Here is an 18,879-nt window from a genome sequence, read left to right as displayed (position 1 = left end):
CCCTTACAATTTGATGCAAACAGCGGAATGACCGATCAAACCGGCTCGCGCCAGGAAAGCTGCGCCGTAAGGGTTAACAAAAGAAATATCGGCGGTGAGAATTGGGGCTGGCCGGGCGGCGGCCTGGAGCGATCCGCCCGGATGACATACTGTCGGCCTATCGAGGCGGTCCGAATATGCCCATCTCGGCATTCCTGGCTGTCGCCTCGGCCTTGCCGTAGCTGCCGCCGGGCAGCGCCGTGGCCCAGCCGTTGGAGACCAGCCAGGCGCCGACATCCTGCTTGCCGAGCTTGCAGGGCGCGGCGATCGTGAAGCGGTCGACATCCGGCGGCACGAAGCATTTCAGCGCCCGGCCGCGCAGCCAGCCATTGAAGGCCGCCCGCGCGCGCTGGCCACATGGCCAGGCGACTTCGTGGAAGGAACAGCTCGTGTCGGGGCCGACAGCGAGCGTGCCGCTGATCGCCACCGTCCGGCCCATCGCCTCGAATGTCGCCGAAGAGGTGGCGATCGGCCGGTAGAGCAGCATCTCGCGCCAGTCATCCGGCATCGGCGTCTTTGGCCAGTATGCAAGGCCAAGCTCGCCGAGCGGCGGGCGGGGCTCGACCCGTTCGATCCGGGACGCACCGAATTCGGGCGGCGCGATCAGCTCCTGTGCGATCTTGCGTGCCGGTTGCCACGGTCCGGCATCGATCACAGGTGATGCCGTCGGCGGCGACTGATTTCTGACGACGTCCAATGCCTGCGTGGCCCGGTCGACCCCAATCAAAGTGCCGGCGTGAAGGATCAGTAGGACCCCGGCCAGGAGCTCGACACTCCCTAACGCGATCGCCCGGCCAGACCTTGCCTCAGGGTCGCCGCCGCTCATTGGCGATGTCCCGGAGCTTGCTGTCGAACAAAAGGCCGACTTGGCAAACTGCTTGAGCGCACCCTTTCAACCCCCGATGAAACGGCTTCGGCCACCTGAACCCGCGTTTGCGTCCCGGCGGCCCAACATAGCACGGGAAAGAAGGATGCCGAAGCAAGCGTCGCGTTAAGCTTCGTTAATTCTTGCGCAATCTCTCTTGCTTATTCTGGTCTCGGAATTGTCGAGGACAACATGAAGCGCAAACCGATACTGCTCTTTGCATTTCCCGCCCTGATGCTGCTCATCCTGGCGGCTGAGCGGGCGGCGACATTCCTGCTCGGCGCCTATCCCGCCAGTCCGCAAATGTGGCGGATCTGGCTGGAGCTGCGTCCGCTGGCTACCATGTTCTGGCAGCAGGTCGATCTTTATCTGGGCGCTTCGATCGCGCTCAACGCCGCCATCCTCGCCGCCGCTGCTATCGCTTGCTGGATGGCGTGCCAGGCAAGGCGGCCAGCCTTCTTCTTCCTGTCCAACCATGTCGCGCTTTTGTTTGCCGGGCTGATGATCGCCGTCGGCAGCCAGTCGGAGACTGCGAGCACGATCGCCGCCTTCACCGCACCCAGCGGAATCCCGTTCTCGCTCGCGATCGACTTCACCTTCAAGAACAGCGCGATGCTGATCCTCGGCGTCGCTGCATGCGCCTATTGCCACGTCGCCTTCCTCAGTGAAGCCAGGCAGCGCGCCGAAGCCCGCGCTATCCGTATTCTCGCGCTGAAGCGGGACCTCTAAGGCGCGCCGCGAGCGCCGCGCATTTTTTGCGACAGGCTTTGGGCTTAGCGCCACCCGAAAATGCCCGGCAACCTCAGTTGATTTTGCGGTAGTAGACCTTGCCGTCAGCTTGTTGGATGCGCTGGTAGGCGGGGTTCGGGGCAGGGGGCGCAGCCCGCTTTCTCGGCAGCTGCGGCATTCCGACGGACTCCGCCTCCGACATGTTTTCGGCGACGGCCGACGGCTCGGCCTCCGTGCCGGCCGGGACCACCGTGGGCTCGGGAGCGCTCGACATGCGTTCGTCGGCAGCGGCGGGCAGGTCGTGCTCGAGCCTGGCGAAGCCGCCATTGACCTCGCTGAACTTCGCCTGCAACTGATCGTCGAGCTTTTCGAACCGGCTCTGGAAACCGTTGTTGACGGTATCGAGACGGGCGCTGATGCGTTGCTCGAATTGGCCGAGCTGCTCCAGCCGCGCTTCCAACGTGCGCAGGTCGTTGATGCCGCGGTAGAGGTAGACGGCTGCGGTCAGGTTAACCGCGGTGACCAGCGCGGCGCCGATGACGACAACGCCGATCGTGCCTTTGCGGCTGGGTTTGCCGACGGCCACTTCCTGGGCGCCGAGCTCGATCGCCGGAATGTCCGGGTCCCTGATCATAGTCATTCCACCACCACCTTTGCGCCCACCGCGACGCGTTTGAAGAGATCGATCACGTCGGTATTGGTCAGGCGAAAGCAGCCTGACGTGCCGTCGAAACCGACACCCTTGGGATCGTTGGTGCCATGTATGCGATAGAGCGTGTCACGTCCGCCGCGTGAAAGATAGAGCGCGCGTGCACCGAGCGGGTTGTAGGGCCCGGCGGGCACCATCGCCGGCAGTTCGGGCTGGCGAGCGCGCATCTCCTTGGGCGGCCGCCATTCGGGCCATTCGGTCTTGGCCCCGACCTCGACCGTCCCGGTCCAGCCGAAGCCGTCGCGGCCGACGCTGATCTGGTAGCGCAGCGCCTGGCCCCGGTTCGTCACCAGATACAGCGCCTTCTCGTCCTTGCGGATGATGATCGTGCCGGTCTGTTCGCTGGTCTGGAAGGCGACCGTTTTGCGCAGGCTGGGGCCCATGGCCGGCAGCGGCGGCCGGTCGGCAAGCCCAGACCGCGCCTCGGCGACCGGCAGGCCCGACACAAGCGCGGTCGCGGCGATGCAGGCGCCGGCGAGAGCGGGGAGGATATGCCGCCTGGAGCGGTTCAGCGTTTCATGGAAACGCTGACCCGCCCCAGCTATTTGTTTTGACGCAATTCCGGACGGAAAAGCGCTGCGCACTTTTCCTGGAATTGCTCTAGCGGCTGGCATCGCTGAGCCGCTCCTTGAACATCAGCTTCAGGTCCTTGTTGAAGCGCGCCCGCCCGTCGACTTCCGAGGGTAGAATGGCGCGATTCAGCGCGTCGGTCAAAAGCGCGTTGTCGAGCGCGACCGATTTGATGTGCGGCGCCTTGAAGATCTTCTCCAGCTCGCTGCGCGAGAAGTGGTTGCCGAACCATTTGCGCTTGTGCTTGTTGGCCACCAGCGTGATGTTGACCTGGTTGCCGCGCAACTCGCGGATCTTCTTGTAGAGCCGCTTGCCTTGCCTGAGCGAGGCGACGTTGAGCTCGAAAACGATGAAGATCTCGTCGCTCGTCTGCAGCACCGAATTGTGCCAGGGCGTCTCGATGTTCGGCAGGTCGATGACGATGTCGTCGAACCGGTAGGCGACGAGGTCGAGCAGCCGGAACACGAAATCGGCGCCATGCGGCTCGAACGGCAGTTGCGGCCGCTCGAAGGAGTAGAGCGTGAGACCCGACGGGCGCGACAGTTTGATGACGTCCATCAGCTCGACGTCGAGCCTTTCCGGCTGGCCGATGATGCCCGAGAGGTCGAACTGGTTGAACTGGTTGAGATAGGCGCCGCAATTGGCGCTCTGGAAATCGAGATCGACCAGGCAGGTCGAGGCCGCGCGCTCGGCCGACTTCGAGGCTAGGTATTCCGCCGCCGACAGCGCGAGCGTGGTGGCGCCGGCGCCGCCGCTGGCGGCGATGAAGGTGATGATGCGGCTCTTGGTGCCCTGGTTGCCGGTGTCGTGGAAGGTGACGGCGTTGAGCAGCTCCTTGGCGTCGAGCGGCTTGTGCAGCCAGTCCGACGCGTTCATGCGCACCAGCACGCGGGTCTGCTCGGAGGTGAGCTCGCCGGAAACCGCAATCAGCGGCACCGACGCCCATTTGGCGCGCGCCTCGACGGTGCCGGGCTGAGCGAGCAGCTCGCCATTGCCAAGGTCGAGGATGACGATACCCGGCCGGGTATCCGCGGGCGGACCCTTGAGGAAGTCGGCTGTCTCGGAAACCCTGACATCGTAGATCGCCAGCGCGTCGAGCCTCGTCGACACATCGCGCTTGAACTGCGCATCGGACGAAAACAGGGCCACCTGCTTGCGTTTGGTGGGCAGGACTTTGGTGTCGATGGCATTCATGGCGAGGTACTCTTCAAATCTTCGCCCGTTACCGTGCTCAGCATGGAGGGCACCGTGATGTTTCCGAACCCGAGCAATCCGCCCAGGAAGAAGAACTGGAAGTCGATGTTCTGAAGGCTGACGGTGATTGTCGGCACCGGGCCGCCTAGCCGTGTCTGGTAGCCAAGGCCGGTGGCCGTGTAGGTCACCACGACATTCTTGCGCAGCAAGCCTGGGAAGAAGTGGCACATGCCCGGGCGCTGGTTGGCTCCCAAGGCAGGGCACGCATCATCATTTGTGTTTGCGGTATCGCCACGGAAGATGCGGCTGAAGGCGGCGGCGCTGAATGCGCCGCTGTTGGTGCAGGAGCCGGCGCCCGCACTGTCGTAGGTGCAAACAAACGGCCCATATGCGCCGGCAGCTACGGGCGCGCCTGGGTTGGAGATCGGCGCGGCCGTGGTAAGAGCCGACGCGACGGGATCCGAGATTGAAGCAAACCTTGCCCCGATCTGCACAGCCTTGGTTGCCGCATTCCACTGATAGAAGGCAAAGCCGAAATCGACGAAGCCGAGGGTCAAGACGAGGAGCAGCGTCATGGCAATGGCCATTTCGACCATCGTCGCACCGTCCTCGGACCTTATGAACCGCTTCAGCATCATCAAAACCGGATCAACCGCTCCTGGTGGCTGGCTCCAAGTGTAACGGTGGTGATGTTCACTAGCGACAGCAATCCAATGCTGTCGAGGCTGCTGTAGGCGTAGGTGCCGGACGCCGTTACGATGCAGACCTGCGACGTGGTCGAGAGATAGAGGACGGTGCCGGTGCCGGGGTCGACCGCGTCTTTGCAAGTGGCCGGATCGGCGATGCTGATCGTCACATCGGACGTCGTCCAGTCTTTGATCCGTGCGGGGGGTGTCGCCGCCAAGTTTCCGAACACGGCGATGTTCTTGGCGAGAGCGGCGCAGTCGATCGCGGCGAGTCCGGCATCCGTGTAGAGCTTGCTGTTGCAGCGCGCAGCAAAGCGCGCTCCGTCGGAGAGACCGGCTTCCATCAGGAGCTTATCGTGGATGAGATTGCCGAATTCGAACACGCCGGCCGACAGCAGCAGCATCAGCGGCGCAACCAGGGTCATCTCGACGATCACAGTACCGCGCTGGTCGGCGCGGAAACGTCTCAGTGTGCGGGACAGAAGTTTCACCATCGCCGTCACCGGTACAACTGCGCTTCGTCGCGCAGGAAGTTGTCGAGCGTGCCGTTTCCGCTGCGTCCGGTAATGTCGCCGAGCTCGACGAAGACCGACCCTCCGGCTGAGGCGCCGGGGACAGGTTGGGTCAGGAAGAAACTGGCGAACGCTTCGACAGGAAGGTTGGTGCTGTTACCGCTCAGATTGTTGCCTGCCGCCTGAAGCGCCTGGCAGTTGAGAATGGCGCCATAGAGCAGCCTTCGGTCGACGGAGGTGACCGGCGCCAGGCACGCACTTGGCGGCGTTCCAACCTCGCCGCCGGTCGAAGGGTGGCTGACCAAGCCGTTCGCGATCTCGTATTTATAGACCTGGTAGCGGGTCGGCTTGATCGCATCCCACGCAGATGGATAACTGGTGGCACCGAAATTGGTGCTCCAGTAACCGGATAGGTTCCAGTCCCCGTCGCCCATCCGTCCGCCCATATATGGGGTGGTCGCATCTGTCGGCAGGCCCATGTTGCCCGCGGCGTTGAACGTCAACTGGTTGTAGGAAGGGCACTGATTGCCATTGCCGTTCCCGTTCGTCGACGCTCCCTTGCGGACATTCGAGGCCGGACCGTATTCCGCGCTGTTGAAAGCATTGCCGTTGGCATTGATCCCGAAGCGAACGTTGAATGCGTCCTGCACCGGGCCGTTGTTCTGGCCGGTCTTGGTGCTTACGCCCTGCGCCGAATAGCAGCCAAGTGGTGTCGACGTGGCGATCGATTGGGCGAGTCCCTGTGCGCCGTTGCCGACACTATCAGGCGGCTGCAAGAAGCCGAAATTGCCCGGCCCGTACGCGGCATTGTTTCCCACCGTGCGCAATTCTATCAACCGGCGATGGATGGCAGGGTCCGATACGGCCTGCTCGAGGGTCGCGTCACCGGCCGTGTTGGTGCCATTCACCATCTCATACGGGTTGCAGATAAAGACCGGGGTGTAGTTGCAGACGCCCGAGGTGAACCCGGCCACCGAGACGGCGCTGAGATTATAGTTGGTCTCGGTCGAATTGCCGGAGGAAGAGATCGAAACCGGGAATATCGCGCTGAAGGTTTCCGGCTGCGCTTTGACCTGGATGAACCGGGTCACGGTTGCCGATGCGGCATAGTTGGCCGATGTGATCGGGTCGGAGTCATTCGCAGGGATACTTGCAAGAAAGCACCACGATACCTGCCCTTTGGACCGGCATGCGGAATATGTCGGATCCACGGTCGCGGCGCCGTTGCCGGTGGTCAGTGACACGAACCCGCCGTTGGAAAACATGGTTTTGTTGGAAACGAGGTTGGTCAGGGCATTCTCGGCGCGGGTCCATGCGTCAGACCTGCCGTTCAACTCGGCCGCCGCGGCAAGCGCCAGAGCGTCGGTACCCTTCTGCAAGTCATTGTCCAGATTGTTCATCCGGCTCATGTCGATCGCCAGCAAGGACAATCCGATGATCGCCGGCAACATGATGCTGACGAGGATCAGCGCTATTCCGCTCTGATCGTGCCAGAACGCGCGAATGGTTCGCAGCATGGCTCTACTCTCTACCCCTTCGCGCCAAGCCCTCCTCTGCCCGGCGCACCGCATCCCTCTTCATTCACTGTGTTGTGACGCCCGCCCCGCCGACATTGACTGTCATGCTCGTCGTTGGCGCCGGAGGCAGCGGAACTCTGTACCTTTGGACCGCGCCGGCAGCGCGCACTCCGTCACCTTCGATCTTCGTGTTGTTCGAAGCTGGATTGTACGGGTCGACGGTCTGCAGCAGCTGGTTGGCTTTCTGCGAGTCTCCCGATGCCAAGGTCATCGTGTCGTAATTGTTCAGATAGTCGGCGGCGCAGCCTGCCAGCAGGCCGGCGCACAGAACGACGAGCAAGAGCTTATTTTTTGACATAGAGCATCTTGTCCTTCGATTTCACGTCCAGCATGTGGCCGTAGGGGCCGGTGACGCCTTCGCCCAACTCATATTTGCGGATCATGTCCTTGTTCACTTCGAGCTGGCCGAGCAGGATCAGCTCGGGATCGTTGGACGGCCTCGTCTTGTCGAAGGGCGTCGCCAATTGCTCGCCGGGCTTTACTGGCCGCACGAGATGGGGCGTCACGACAACGACGAGTTCGGTCTCTTCCTTCTGGGTGCTCGAATTCCTGAACAGCGCGCCGACGATCGGCACCTGACCGAGCCACGGCACCTGGTTCTGCAGCCTGGTGTTCTTACTGGAGAGGAGGCCGCCGACCGCGAAGCTCTGGCCGTCGCGAAGCTCCACCACGGTCTCCAGCTTGCGGTTGGTGAAGATCGGGTCGCCAGCGCTGGTGAAGCCGGTCAAGTCGCTCACTTCCGGCGCCAGTTTGATATGGATCTTGGAGTCGTCGAGCACAACCGGCGTGAACAGCAGATTGACGCCGAATTGCTTGAATACAATTTCGACCTCGCCGTCCTTGGTGGTGCTGCGAATAGGCACTTCGCCGCCGGCATTGAAGCTGGCTGGCTCGCCGGAGAGCGTGGTCAGGTTCGGTTCGGCCAGCGTGCGAACCACACCTTTGGCCTCGAGCGCCTCGATGATCAGGTCGACCTTGATATTGCTGTCGATGACCCGTGTGATCAGCGCGGCGAACGGATTGGTATTCGAGAGCAGGCCGCTGACCAGATCCCCCGGCCCGAGCACTAGATTGTCGCTGTCGACGGCCGCGACCCCCGTCCCCGTCCGGGTCGTTCCGCTGCCATTTGTGCTTCTTATGGAGACGCCGAGATCACGGCCAGCGTTGCGCTTGGCCTCCAGGATACGCACTTCCAGATTGACCTGCTGGCTGTCGTCGACAATAACCGAATTGATGATGGCGTCGGGGCCGTACTGCTGCGCGACCTCCATGATGGATGCCAGCGTCGCTCCATCCTTGACGTGGCCAGAAAGCCTGATCTTGCCGTTTATCGAACCGATTTCAATGCGCGCCCTGGGTGCTACCTGGCGGATCGCCTGCGCCATGTCACTGACGTCAAGGCCGACCTCGACCTGGATTGTGCCAAGCGTGCGCTTGTCCTCGGAAAACAGATTGATGGTGGTGGTGCCGGTGCTCTTGCCTATGACGTAGAGCGTACGGTCGGTCATCGGCTGGGCATCGGCGATCTTTTCATCCCCCACCGCGATATCGCCAAGGGTGGAGTTTACCTGGAGCGTCACCGACTGCGACACGGGCACGAAGATGCGATGGATGGTTGGCGTCGACACGTCGATGCTGCGATCGGCGGCATGGGCCGCTGGGCTTAAAAGCGATAGCGCCGCAAGATAGGCGAGTACAACTGCCGTAAGTGGTCCCCAGAACGCACGCATCTAGACGCTATCCCCCTTGCAGGCTGATTCGGGCCCCCGCACCCTAATATGCCAGCGTTACTTTTGTCGCGGCACATCATACGTTTCGAGCTTTATACCTCGAAAGACACCGATTGTCGCCCGCGCCGGGGGCTCCGGCTGCACATATTTGACCACTTCCTTGACAACTTCTTCCACCTGCGGCGCAGAAGCAACAGCCGGGGCCGGCTTGACCTTGCTCAGATCGTCGAGCTTGCTGCCCACGCGCTCCACTGCCTGCGCCAGTCCATCGATCCTGTCGTTCGCGCGCTTGCGCTCTTCGGCGGCGGCGGCCTCGGCGGCGGCCTGTTTGTCGAGTTCCGCCTGCCGCTTGGCCACATCCTCTGGCGTGTCGCCTGTCAGGTCGGCGAGGGTGACGCGCTCGGTCGTTTCGCCCTTGTTGGCCGCGGCCTGGCGAAGCGCCAGCGACAATTGCCCGGCGCCGGCGGCGAGTGTCAGCTTCTGAGCATCCTTGGTGCTGGCCTCGAGCGTCACCGCTTTCACCACAGTCGGACTGTCCTTGCTTTCATCTGCAACCTGGTCGACGGCGAGCACCTTCATGCTCTGCAGCAGCACGTCGACAAAGCTCTTGTCCACACCGCTGCTGTCGCGCACAGTTCGGGTCAGCAGCACGTCGACACGGTCGCCCGGGAAGACGAAGCCGGCAACGCCAAGCACGTCGTTGACCCTGATGGACACGGCTTTCATGCCTTCGCCGAGCACGGCTGAAAGTGTGGCGCGCTGGCCCGGGCCGGTGATCTTGGTGGCGAGAACAGGCTCGTTGGCACCGATCGTTTGCAGAGCCTGCTTTGTGCCTTCGCCGGCGAGCAAGTCCTTCGTCGTCTTGAAGGCGCCAGTCGGGACAGCGCCTGCCGGCCACGCAATTTCCTGAAGCTTGTCGGCTGTCAGCGTATCGCCGAACTTCAAAGGCACTGCCGCGACCACCACAGTGTCGCGCTTGACGCCGTCGGATTGAGCCATGGCGTTGCGCTGGTTGGCAAGCCAGATATTGGCGAGCACAACCGCAAGTACGCCGAATACGCACGCGAGGATAATCATGATGATCGTGTTGGCACGCATGAGCCCAAACCCCAAAAGGCTTATAATGAATCGGTCGCATCAGCCCATAGCGACCCGGTGTCAGGCCCAGGTCTTGAATCCTGGGCCTGGTAGTTGTGTTAGATCAGCTCCCGGTTCCGTTCGCTGCTTTGCACGTGCCGCCGGCTTTGCCATCAAGGTTGCCGCAGAGGCCGCTAAACCGACCGCTGACCCAGAAGCCGATGGCGAGGATCGCCAGGATCGCCGCGCCGGCAATGATGCCGACCAGTATCGAGTATTCAACCATGGCAGCGCCGTCTTCGTCGTCGCGGAACTGCCGGGCAATAGCGATGAGCTTCTTCATCTTGTTTCTCCCAAGTGTCAGGCCCGAGCCTGATCGGCCCGGGCCTGTTGAGCAGATGATCAGCTTCCGGTGCCGTTCGCCGCTTTGCAGGTACCGCCTGCCTTGCCGTCAAGCTTCGTGCAGAGGCCCGTAAAGCGGCCCGTGACCCAGAAGCCAATGGCGAGGATCGCCAGGATGGCAGCGCCGGCAATGATGCCAACCAGGATAGAATATTCGACCATGGCAGCGCCGTTTTCGTCGTCGCGGAACTGCCGGGCCATCGTCATGAGCTTATTCATGCCAATTCTCCCTTTGGAGTTTGAACCCGACGAGACGAGCTAAGGATGAACCCCATACCCAAGCATCCCCCGTCGAATTGATCTAAGTCCCGCCAAAAAGCAGAGTCAAACGGGATTAACAGTTCCTTAACCTTCCAACACCTGGTCGGAAGCCTGTTTGATTTTGGCAAGGGATTGATTCGCTTAATTTTTCAGTCGCCTTTAACCATTCGTTCATAAATTCGTCGCCCCAATAGCGGTAGCCTCATCCTATTAGAGGATATGCATAGTCCTTTATATGTAACGGTTTACCTGGGTCCTGCGGGGCAGAGTCGCACATTGCAGGGCGAAACGTTCCGTGAGGCCGGAGTAGAGGTGTGCTCTCGGGCGCACAGTCCAAAAATAAAACGATTTTTTTGGCGTCTCGTCTTAACTATGATGTAAGTATTCGATCCTCTCACCCGCGCCCGGCGCTTGTGCCCCTCGTGGTTAACCCTTAGTTTCCAACCTGAGGGAATTTTTGGGGAAGCTTGCGGGGGGCTTGAGAATGCTAGGCCGCTTCATCAAGGGATCGAATGAGCCGCGGGCGCTGCAGCCCCTGCCCGCCGCGCCGGCTGCAAATGGAACGACGGTCATTGCGCCGACAGATGCCGAATCCCAGGGCGACGATTTCCTGACGCTGAAGGTCGAACTCCATCGCCATCTCATCGACCGCTTCAATCTGACCGCCCTTGAAAATGCGTCCAAGGACGAGATCCTCGACGAGATTCGGCCGATCGTGCGCGAATTCGTCCGCGCTCGAAACGTGCCGTTGAATGCGCGCGAGCTCGATCAGCTGACCAGCGACACCGCCGACGAGATGCTGGGGCTGGGGCCGATCGAGCCGCTGCTCAAGGACGATTCGATCGCAGACATCCTGATCAACACCCACAACCATGTCTTTATTGAAAGGCGTGGCGTGCTAGAGGAAACCTCGATCCGCTTCCGCGACGAGGCGCATCTGCTGCGCGTCGTCAACAAGATTGTCTCGAACATCGGCCGGCGCGTCGATGAATCCTCGCCTATGGTCGACGCGCGCCTCGACGATGGGTCGCGCGTCAACATAGCGGTACGGCCGATCTCGGTGGACGGCCCGCTGGTGTCGATCCGGAAATTCTCCAAGCATCCCTATTCGCTGGAGCGCTTGATTCAGTTCAACTCGATCCGTCCGCCGATGGTCGACATGCTGCGGATCGCGGTGCAGGCGCGCAAATCGATCCTGGTGTCCGGTGGCACCGGCAGCGGCAAGACGACCTTGCTCAACGCGCTGTCGAGCTACATCCCGTCCAGGGAGCGCATGATCACCATAGAGGATGCGGCTGAACTGCAGTTGCAGCAGCCCCATGTCGGCCGGCTGGAAACGCGCCCGCCCAATGTCGAGGGCAAGGGCGAGGTTCGCCAGCGCGAGCTGGTCAAGAACGCGCTGCGCATGCGGCCCGACCGCATTATCGTCGGCGAGGTTCGCGGCGAGGAAGCTTTCGACATGCTGCAGGCGATGAACACCGGCCATGAAGGTTCGATGACCACCATTCACGCCAACACGCCGCGCGACGCGCTATCTCGCCTCGAACAGATGGTCGGCATGGCCGGCATGCCGATGACCCATGAGTCTATTAGGGCTCAGATCGCTTCGGCCATCGACATTATCGTGCAGACGCAGCGGCTTTCCGATGGCGGCCGACGGGTCGTCTCCATATCGGAACTGACCGGCATGGAGGGCAACGTGGTCCAGTTGCAGGAACTTTACCATTTTGTTCGCCGCGATGTTACGGCCGAAGGTCAGATCGTTGGAGAATTTCGCGCGACAGGCATTCGCCCCCGCTTTGCCCAGGAAGCGGCGACGCTTGGTTTCCACTTCGCCAAAGACGCTTTCAATCCGCAGGTTGCGCTCTGATGTTCACCGGCCAGGCCCTGCTCTATTTCATCTATGTGCTGGCAGCGGCCTCGGTCATTCTTGCGGCGGAGGCACTCTATGTTTCCTACGCAAAGGGCCGCTCGCGGGCCGGCACGATCAACCGGCGTATTCAACGTCTTGCGGAAGAGGCGCCTGCCGAACAGACACTGCAGGGCCTGCTGCGCGAGCGTGGACTGACCAACTCCGGCGACTACTTGTTTGGCGCTGTTGCGCTGAACAGGCTGTACACCCAATCGGGCATCACCGGAAATCCGCTGACCTTTGCTTTGATCTTCATCCTGGCGGGGCTGGTTCTCGGACTCGTTTTCAAGCTGCTGCTGGGAGTTTCCGCAATTGCGGCTCTGGCGATCTTCATCGTCGTGGCCTTTGTCCTGCCGCTTCAGTTTCTCCGCCGGGCCCGCAACAAACGGATCTTGAAGTTTGCCAAGCAGTTGCCCAATGCATTGGACATGATTGTCCGATCGCTCCGTGCCGGCCATCCCGTCTCGGTAGCGGTCGGGCTCGTAGCACGCGAAATGCCAGACCCGCTCGGCACCGAATTTGGCATCGTTTCCGATGAGATCACCTTCGGTCTGAGCATCGAGCAGGCCGCTCGAAAGCTGGCGGAGCGGGTGGGTTTCGAAGGCCTCAACCTTCTTTCGGTGTCGCTTTCCATCCAGTCCAAGACCGGTGGCAATCTGACCGAGATCCTCGCCAATTTGTCGGCCGTGCTGCGTGAGCGGCAGAAGCTGCGGTTGAAGATCAGGGCGCTTTCCGCCGAGGGTCGTTTCTCGGCTTTGGTTATTTCGTTCTTCCCGATCGTCATGTTCGCCATTCTTTGGGTGATTGCGCCAAGCTACTATGGAGCGGTCTGGAACAACCCGCTTATCTTTCCAGTGTTCACTATCTTCGGCGTCTGGGCTCTGCTCGGCGACTTCATCATGTATCGCATGGTCAACTTTGATTTCTGATTGGAGCCGAACATAGACATCCTTTCGAACATGTTGAGTTCCGAGCTTCTCGTCTCGCTTTCCGTTTTCGCGGCGGCGGTGGCGCTTTTCCTGTTCGGCGCTCTCGTTTTTCTGCCGGCCTTTCAAACGCGGAAGCTGGTCACTGAGAGTTTGATCTCGGAGGGAGTGGCCAACCGGCGTTCGCTTGATGCGCAGCAGCAACTCGTCAAGATTTCGGCGCAGCGGCCGGTCGACGCCTATTTCCGCACGCTCGAGAAGGAGCGCGGCGAGGCGAACGCCCTTGAGACGCGGCTCTTTCGGGCGGGGTTTTATCACTCAAGCGCGCCTGTCCTTTATACGCTGTCGCGAATAGGTGCCGTCGCCATTGGCTTTCTCGCCTGCTATGCCGGGCTGGCTGCCGTTCTGCCGCCGCAGATACCCAGCTTCGTGACCTTGGGCGGATCCTTCTTGTTCGGGCTCGCTTGCCTGGTTGTTCCGAGCATCGCGCTCGACCGTTTCGAAAACGCGCAAAAGCAAACCTATCGCCGTGGCTTTCCAGATTTCATGGACATGATGATCACCTGTGCCGATGCCGGTATGAGCCTTGAGGCTGCGGTCGAGCGGGTGAGCCAGGAACTGGCTGGAACCCACAAGTGGCTCGGCATCCAGCTCTCGATCATGAATCTGCAACTGCGCGCCGGCAAGCCGCTGCGCGAAGCGCTTCGCGAGTTGGCCGATCGTATCGGTCTTGAGGAAGCGCGCTCGCTTGCCGTGTTGTTCCGGCAGTCGGAAGAACTTGGCACCAGCCTGACGGAGGCGCTGCGCGTCTATAGCGATGAAATGCGAACCCAGAGGATCCTTCAGGCGGAGGAGCGCGCCAACGCGCTCCCGGTCAAAATGATGATCCCGCTGGGCATCTGCATCTTTCCGGTGGTGCTCATGATCGTCCTGTTGCCGGTAATCATTCGCATGAGGGGCATTTTCTTCTGAGCAATCCTATGCTTTTGTTCTAAAGTGAGTCGGAGGGACCCCTGGGGGACAAAATGACAGGGCCAATACGCCTCGCCGCCGCAGCAAGTTTGCTGCTTTTTGTGCTTGCCGGTTGCCAGTCGACCGATAGCAGCATGGGGGTCGTGCGCACCAACGAACCCGCCAAGGGCGACTACACGGCGTTTGGCGACACCTTCGAAGGGCTGAAGACAGTCAGCGATGTTGACTACTATGCTTCGGACCAGGCGGTCGCCGAGGCCAAGAATCAGTTCCGCTCGGAAAATTATGGCAATGCCGGCGCCCTGTTCTACAAGGCCACGCGCTTGGCGCCCAACGACGGTGTCGCCTGGCTCGGCCTTGCCGCCTCATGCGACCGCATCCGCCGCTTCGACCTCGCCGACCTTGCCTACAGCCGTGCCGCCAAGCTGCTCGGCGCGACACCCGAATATTATAACAATCTCGGCTATTCCTATCTGTTGCGCGGCAAGCTGCAGAATGCGCGCGCCAATTTCCTCAAGGCCTATGAACTGGCGCCCAACGACCCGACCGTCGCCAACAATCTAAAGCTGCTTTCGTCCAGTGTGCAGAACATAGAGCGGTAGACGCATGTTGCTTGCGGTATCGCTGTTGCTCCAGGCGCTTGCCATTCCGCTGCTTGCGAAAATCGCCTGGGTCGATTTCAGCACGCAGAAGATAGCCAATCGCGACGTGCTGCTGCTGCTTTGCCTAGGCTTGGGGTCGCTGCAGCTTTTCTCTGTTCAGGTGGGATCATGGTGGGATATGGGCCTCAGCGCCATCGCTGGCCTTGTCCTGTTTGTCGTGCTCTTTCCATTCTGGGTCCTGCGCAAGGTCGGCGCCGGCGACGTCAAGCTGGTAGCGGTGGCGCCGTTTCTTATCGGGGGGCCTGACCTCGTTGTATTTTCCCTGCTCCTGCTGGTGTTCGCGCTTTTGACGGTAGCGGTCGTGAAGAACCCTTTCATGCTGCCGGAAGGCGCGTTCCGCCTCTACGCCCAGCACCTCGACCGCAAGGGTGTCGTGCCCTTCGGCGTGCCGATCTCGATCGCCGCAATCTGCTCGATCTTGTTCCAGATTGTCAGCCGCCTGATGGGTTTGGGCGGCATTGAAGCTTTCTTGCAAGCTTGAACGCGCACAGGCGACGGGGCGTCGCAAACAGCTAATTCTCCACCAGACGCCCACTATACCACCACAGTATTATGGTCACGACAATTGCCAAATAACCGTCAACCGCATAGTGCCACCCGAAGTAAACGGAGCCAAACATGATTGCGGAAAAGTAGAAATATCCCCAGTACCTTAATGTGCGACCGAACCGGGACAAGAATTGTGCATTGAGAAGAGCTACCGCAACATGCAGGCTTGGCATCGCGGCGATACCCGTTCCGAAGACGGTACGGTCTTGGGCGTAGGACGTATAGAGATAGTCCGATGTGGCGATCATACCTTTGCCTGAATCGGTTGTACCAAGAACCGACATGAGATCGGCGAAGCGGTCGCTGCCCGCGATCCTTTGGAAGAAAATTGGTCCGGCTGAGGATCCGATTATCCGCACCAAGCTTCCAAGGACAATCGCAACAAGAATGAACGAAAACAAATAGCGTGCCCGAAGGGCATGGTCCTTGGTGAACGCGGCGGCAAGCACGATGCCGACCATTTGGACGAACCAGACCGGTCCGTAGAGAACGAACAGGGCTGGTTCCAGCGGCTGCGGGAAGACGGCGTGCGCCACTTTCCATGGGTCGCCGAAATGAATTGCGGCATCGAACTTCGCAAGAAATGGATCAGCAAAGAAGGGAACATAGACAGGTGTGACATGCTTGAGCGTGGAGAACGCCGCCGCGCCCAGCAGGAACATCCCGACAATCATCAGCGCGCCCTTACCCCTGTCGCGCAATTTCTCCAGAATGAAAGTCAAAGGGGACAAGGGCCGAGAGAACACTGCCACGCCCGCCATCCCAAACAGGGCAAACAAGGGAATTGGGAGCGAGTACTTCTGGAGCGTGTACTCGGTCAACATCGCGAAGTATGTTTTGGGCGCCACCGCAATGGCCACGGCCACATACACAAGGCAAAGAACAGCCACGCCGGTCGTTGTGATGCGAAAGTGCTTCGCCGAGACCGCTTCTGAGACTTCCATTCGTTTCTCCAAGCCACGTTCGGCAGCCTAGCCCCTCAAAACCCCGAAGTCGACTTCGCCACCAGCTTCAGCGCGCCTTTCTCGACGCGGTAGAACGGCATCGTCCGCTGGCTGGAGCCGTCGGCGCGGAAGCGGAACAGGCCGGTCGAGCCGCGGAAGCCGCTGGCATTTTCCAGCACCTGCTTGCTGAAGCCGTTCGGCCCGACGGCGCTGGCAATGCCCGCCGTCAGCGCCACCATGTCATAGGCATAGGCGACGTTGACGTCCGCCGGATAGTTGAACGTCGCCTTGAAGCGGTCGGCGATCGGCCCGGTCTCGCCCTGGTCGAGCGTGGCGATATAGGCGCCTTCGAACGACGGATCCATCGGCCGCTCCAGCCAGCGGTTGGTTCCGACAAGCGAGACTGTCTTGCCGGGGATGCCTTTGGCCTTCAGCGCCGCAAGCACCGGCGACGGGCTGGCGTCTCCGCTGGCCACGATCACCGCGTCCGGCGCCTCCACCAGCGAGCCCATGTCGTTGACCGCCTTGGCGCCGCCATCGGCCGGCGAAAAGGGCAGGGTCACGGCAAGTGTCGCGCCGTAGATACTGAGGCCGTTGGTGACCCGCTTTTCGATTGCCGCGGCATCGCTGCCCGCGGCCACCAGCAGGACGAATTTCTTGGCGCCCTTGGCGGCGACGGCGGCCGCGCCGGCCGCCGCGCTGTCGGCCTCGCTGAGGCGCACCGCATAGACGCCGGGGCCGCCGGCAAAATTGTCGGCCAGCGCCAGCACCGGCGGCCGCGTCGACCCCGACAGCTTGGCGATGTGCTGCGCGGCCGGCAATTCGGTCGGGCCGATGACGACCTTCGACCCCGTCGTTATCGCCTTGATCGCCAGGTCCTTGGCCTGGCCGGGGTCTCCGCGCGTATCCTCCACGGTCAGCGTCAGCAGGTTGTTGCCGAGGTCGGCCATCGCGAGCTTGGCGGCATCGAGCATCTTCCTGCCGTCTTCGCCGGCGCTTCCGGGGGCCGACAGCGGCAACAGCATGGTGATCTTGGCCGGCCCGGTGCCAAGCGACTGCGTCGCCTTTACCGCCTGCGGCGCGGCGGCAACGCCGCTGCCGGCCGGCGCGCCGGGCGCCGCGATCGCGGCCGGGTCAAGCGCCTCGCTGACGCTGGCTTTCGACTGGCAGCCCGAAACGCCAGCCAGAAGAGCGAGCGCCATCGCCCGTGTCCACGGGCAGGAAATCCGCCGGCCAAGTTTCATGATCGCTCCACCTGTGTGCCGCCGGTGATTGCGGCGACGTCCCCCGGTCTTGTCCTACGGTGCCGCTTGCGCCGCTTCGAATTCCAGCCTCTCCCGCAGCGGTTCATCGTTTCACGGAAACCCAAACCGCTCCACCTCTTTGTTTCGCGCCGCACGCTTCCTGGAATTGCTCCAGCCTAGCCGTCGAACAGCTGCGCCCGCAGCGCCCTGATCCGCCTGGCTTGGCCGACGCTGCGGTAGTCGGCGCACCGCATGTAGCGCGGTCCCGGCACGAAGATCCGGCGCACGCAGGTGCGGTTCTCTCCGGCGGGGCCGGCGTCCGTTCCCGACAGCGCCGAGAAGCCGAATGTCGCCACCGGCAAGGGTCCCGTCACCGGCAGTCCTTCCCTGGTCAGGATCGCGCGCGCCCGCTCGCAGTAGCGCACCGAAAGCGCGGAGAACCGGCTCTCATTGTGGCCGGCGCGGTATTTCATCACCGTGGTGCAGAGGTCGCCGGCGGCGAGCCTGTTGGCCAGGGCCAGATATTCGACGCCAAGCGCGATGTTGGTGGCGGGCACGCCGAGCTCGTCGAGCGAGCCGCGGAAGCCCAGCATGCGCGCCGTCGCCGGCATCACCTGCATCAGTCCGACCTCACCGTCGGCGCCGCGCGCCTGCGGGTCGAAGCCGCTTTCGATCTCCATCACCGCATGCGCCAGCACCGGCTCTAGCCCGTAGATCGATGCCTGGCAAGTCGCATAGGCCTTGAATGTCTCGCGCGTCCATTCCCCGGTGGCGGCACAGCCGGTGTGTCGCGGCCGGTCGGCCATCCGTTCGATGGAGGATTGTTCGGAGGCGCCGGCATTCGTGCCGAGCAGAACAAAGCTGCCAAGGGCGAACGCGCCGGCGATCGCCCTTGGCAGTTTTCGCTTGTCCGTCATCGCCAGCCGGCCGGCGTCCTGGCGGTCAGTGCATGTATTCGACCATGCGATCGTGGAAGCACTCGCATTTGTTGAGCGTGTCTTCGTCCTTGTAGTTCGTCTTCAGGTAGCCATAGGCCATGCCGCAGGCGACCTTGGCTTCCGAAGCCCAGACGAAGGCAGGGCGCGACGAGTTGATCCACTCCGGGCTTTTGGCGACGGCGACCGACTCGTCCATCAGCTTCACCACCTGGGTCTTGAGGTCGACGATGTTGTCGGTCAGCACCAGGTTGGAAGTCCCGACGGTGCGGCAGTAGTCGGCCGTCGGGCCTTCGATGATGTCGGCGGCACGCCCTGCCGATCCGACCAGCAACAGGGCCGCGGCTGAAACCAGCAGTCTTGCGGAACGCTTCATGATAAAGT

General features: G+C 61.8%; 22 protein-coding genes. 6 read left to right on the top strand and 16 right to left on the bottom strand.

Going from position 1 to position 18,879, the window contains the following annotated elements; all coding sequences use genetic code 11:
• Positions 1 to 157: 157 nt before the first annotated feature.
• Positions 158 to 865 carry a thermonuclease family protein gene (locus tag JG743_RS29350; RefSeq protein ID WP_202295731.1) on the bottom strand — a complete coding sequence of 236 codons (708 nt, stop codon included), beginning with the start codon at positions 863 to 865 and terminating at the stop codon, positions 158 to 160.
• A gap of 231 nt (positions 866 to 1,096) precedes the next feature.
• Between JG743_RS29350 and JG743_RS29345 the strand changes: the two genes are divergently transcribed.
• Positions 1,097 to 1,633 (top strand): hypothetical protein, encoded by a 537-nt coding sequence (locus JG743_RS29345; RefSeq protein ID WP_202295728.1) that lies wholly within the window; start codon positions 1,097 to 1,099, stop codon positions 1,631 to 1,633.
• A gap of 73 nt (positions 1,634 to 1,706) precedes the next feature.
• Here the strand turns inward: JG743_RS29345 and JG743_RS29340 are convergent, their stop codons facing one another.
• The 11 genes from JG743_RS29340 to JG743_RS29290 all read right to left on the bottom strand — a co-directional run bounded on the left by JG743_RS29340 (position 1,707) and on the right by JG743_RS29290 (position 10,309).
• Positions 1,707 to 2,273, bottom strand: coding sequence for a hypothetical protein (locus tag JG743_RS29340; protein WP_202295726.1), 567 nt, complete (start codon positions 2,271 to 2,273; stop codon positions 1,707 to 1,709).
• Positions 2,270 to 2,788, bottom strand: a complete 519-nt coding sequence (locus tag JG743_RS29335; protein ID WP_244672967.1) for a L,D-transpeptidase — start codon at positions 2,786 to 2,788, stop codon at positions 2,270 to 2,272. The genes JG743_RS29340 and JG743_RS29335 overlap by 4 nt, the downstream gene beginning before the upstream one ends.
• 154 nt (positions 2,789 to 2,942) lie before the next feature.
• Entirely contained in the window at positions 2,943 to 4,106 is a 1,164-nt protein-coding gene (locus JG743_RS29330) for an AAA family ATPase (protein WP_202295723.1), read from the bottom strand.
• Positions 4,103 to 4,741: a TadE/TadG family type IV pilus assembly protein gene (locus tag JG743_RS29325; RefSeq protein WP_202303081.1), complete on the bottom strand. Its 639-nt coding sequence runs from the start codon at positions 4,739 to 4,741 to the stop codon at positions 4,103 to 4,105. Before JG743_RS29325 ends, JG743_RS29330 begins: the two co-directional genes overlap by 4 nt.
• Before the next feature lie 2 nt (positions 4,742 to 4,743).
• Positions 4,744 to 5,286, bottom strand: a complete 543-nt coding sequence (locus JG743_RS29320) for a TadE/TadG family type IV pilus assembly protein (protein ID WP_244672965.1) — start codon at positions 5,284 to 5,286, stop codon at positions 4,744 to 4,746.
• Between the two features lie 5 nt (positions 5,287 to 5,291).
• Positions 5,292 to 6,821 (bottom strand): TadE/TadG family type IV pilus assembly protein, encoded by a 1,530-nt coding sequence (locus tag JG743_RS29315; protein WP_202295717.1) that lies wholly within the window; start codon positions 6,819 to 6,821, stop codon positions 5,292 to 5,294.
• Positions 6,822 to 6,885: 64 nt separating this feature from the next.
• Complete coding sequence (locus tag JG743_RS29310; protein ID WP_244672964.1) at positions 6,886 to 7,161, bottom strand: hypothetical protein; 276 nt, start codon at positions 7,159 to 7,161, stop codon at positions 6,886 to 6,888.
• A gap of 4 nt (positions 7,162 to 7,165) precedes the next feature.
• Complete coding sequence (locus JG743_RS29305) at positions 7,166 to 8,611, bottom strand: type II and III secretion system protein family protein (RefSeq protein WP_202295711.1); 1,446 nt, start codon at positions 8,609 to 8,611, stop codon at positions 7,166 to 7,168.
• A 57-nt stretch (positions 8,612 to 8,668) separates the two neighbouring features.
• Positions 8,669 to 9,709: a Flp pilus assembly protein CpaB gene (cpaB, locus tag JG743_RS29300; protein ID WP_202295708.1), complete on the bottom strand. Its 1,041-nt coding sequence runs from the start codon at positions 9,707 to 9,709 to the stop codon at positions 8,669 to 8,671.
• 103 nt (positions 9,710 to 9,812) lie between these two features.
• A complete protein-coding gene (locus tag JG743_RS29295) occupies positions 9,813 to 10,031 on the bottom strand; it encodes a Flp family type IVb pilin (protein ID WP_202295705.1) in 219 nt (72 codons plus the stop codon).
• Positions 10,032 to 10,090: 59 nt separating this feature from the next.
• A complete protein-coding gene (locus tag JG743_RS29290) occupies positions 10,091 to 10,309 on the bottom strand; it encodes a Flp family type IVb pilin (RefSeq protein ID WP_202295702.1) in 219 nt (72 codons plus the stop codon).
• Between the two features lie 526 nt (positions 10,310 to 10,835).
• On the opposite strand from JG743_RS29290, the gene JG743_RS29285 reads away from it, so the two are divergent.
• Genes JG743_RS29285 through JG743_RS29265 form a run of 5 tightly spaced genes read left to right on the top strand, consistent with a single transcriptional unit; the run spans position 10,836 to position 15,304 of the window.
• Entirely contained in the window at positions 10,836 to 12,221 is a 1,386-nt protein-coding gene (locus JG743_RS29285) for a CpaF family protein (RefSeq protein WP_202295699.1), read from the top strand.
• Positions 12,221 to 13,192, top strand: coding sequence for a type II secretion system F family protein (locus JG743_RS29280; RefSeq protein WP_202295696.1), 972 nt, complete (start codon positions 12,221 to 12,223; stop codon positions 13,190 to 13,192). Before JG743_RS29285 ends, JG743_RS29280 begins: the two co-directional genes overlap by 1 nt.
• A 30-nt stretch (positions 13,193 to 13,222) precedes the next feature.
• The gene (locus JG743_RS29275) at positions 13,223 to 14,161 is read left to right on the top strand and encodes a type II secretion system F family protein (protein WP_202295693.1); all 939 of its coding nucleotides are present in this window, start codon (positions 13,223 to 13,225) and stop codon (positions 14,159 to 14,161) included.
• Positions 14,162 to 14,214: 53 nt separating this feature from the next.
• Positions 14,215 to 14,763 carry a tetratricopeptide repeat protein gene (locus JG743_RS29270; protein WP_202295690.1) on the top strand — a complete coding sequence of 183 codons (549 nt, stop codon included), beginning with the start codon at positions 14,215 to 14,217 and terminating at the stop codon, positions 14,761 to 14,763.
• A gap of 4 nt (positions 14,764 to 14,767) precedes the next feature.
• The gene (locus tag JG743_RS29265) at positions 14,768 to 15,304 is read left to right on the top strand and encodes a prepilin peptidase (protein WP_202295687.1); all 537 of its coding nucleotides are present in this window, start codon (positions 14,768 to 14,770) and stop codon (positions 15,302 to 15,304) included.
• 31 nt (positions 15,305 to 15,335) lie between these two features.
• Here JG743_RS29265 and JG743_RS29260 read toward each other — a convergent pair whose 3' ends face one another.
• From JG743_RS29260 to JG743_RS29245, 4 genes are all read right to left on the bottom strand, one after another.
• Entirely contained in the window at positions 15,336 to 16,316 is a 981-nt protein-coding gene (locus tag JG743_RS29260; protein ID WP_202295684.1) for a phosphatase PAP2 family protein, read from the bottom strand.
• Between the two features lie 35 nt (positions 16,317 to 16,351).
• Positions 16,352 to 17,560, bottom strand: coding sequence for an ABC transporter substrate-binding protein (locus JG743_RS29255; protein WP_202295681.1), 1,209 nt, complete (start codon positions 17,558 to 17,560; stop codon positions 16,352 to 16,354).
• A gap of 176 nt (positions 17,561 to 17,736) precedes the next feature.
• Positions 17,737 to 18,477 (bottom strand): lytic transglycosylase domain-containing protein, encoded by a 741-nt coding sequence (locus JG743_RS29250; protein WP_244672963.1) that lies wholly within the window; start codon positions 18,475 to 18,477, stop codon positions 17,737 to 17,739.
• Positions 18,478 to 18,502: 25 nt separating this feature from the next.
• The gene (locus JG743_RS29245; protein WP_202295678.1) at positions 18,503 to 18,871 is read right to left on the bottom strand and encodes a hypothetical protein; all 369 of its coding nucleotides are present in this window, start codon (positions 18,869 to 18,871) and stop codon (positions 18,503 to 18,505) included.
• Between the last annotated feature and the right edge of the window lie 8 nt (positions 18,872 to 18,879).

It is taken from the genome of Mesorhizobium sp. 131-2-1, assembly GCF_016756535.1.
Classification (GTDB): domain Bacteria; phylum Pseudomonadota; class Alphaproteobacteria; order Rhizobiales; family Rhizobiaceae; genus Mesorhizobium.
Note: the sequence above shows the minus strand (reverse complement) of the source record. Positions and strands in the feature narration are given on the sequence as shown.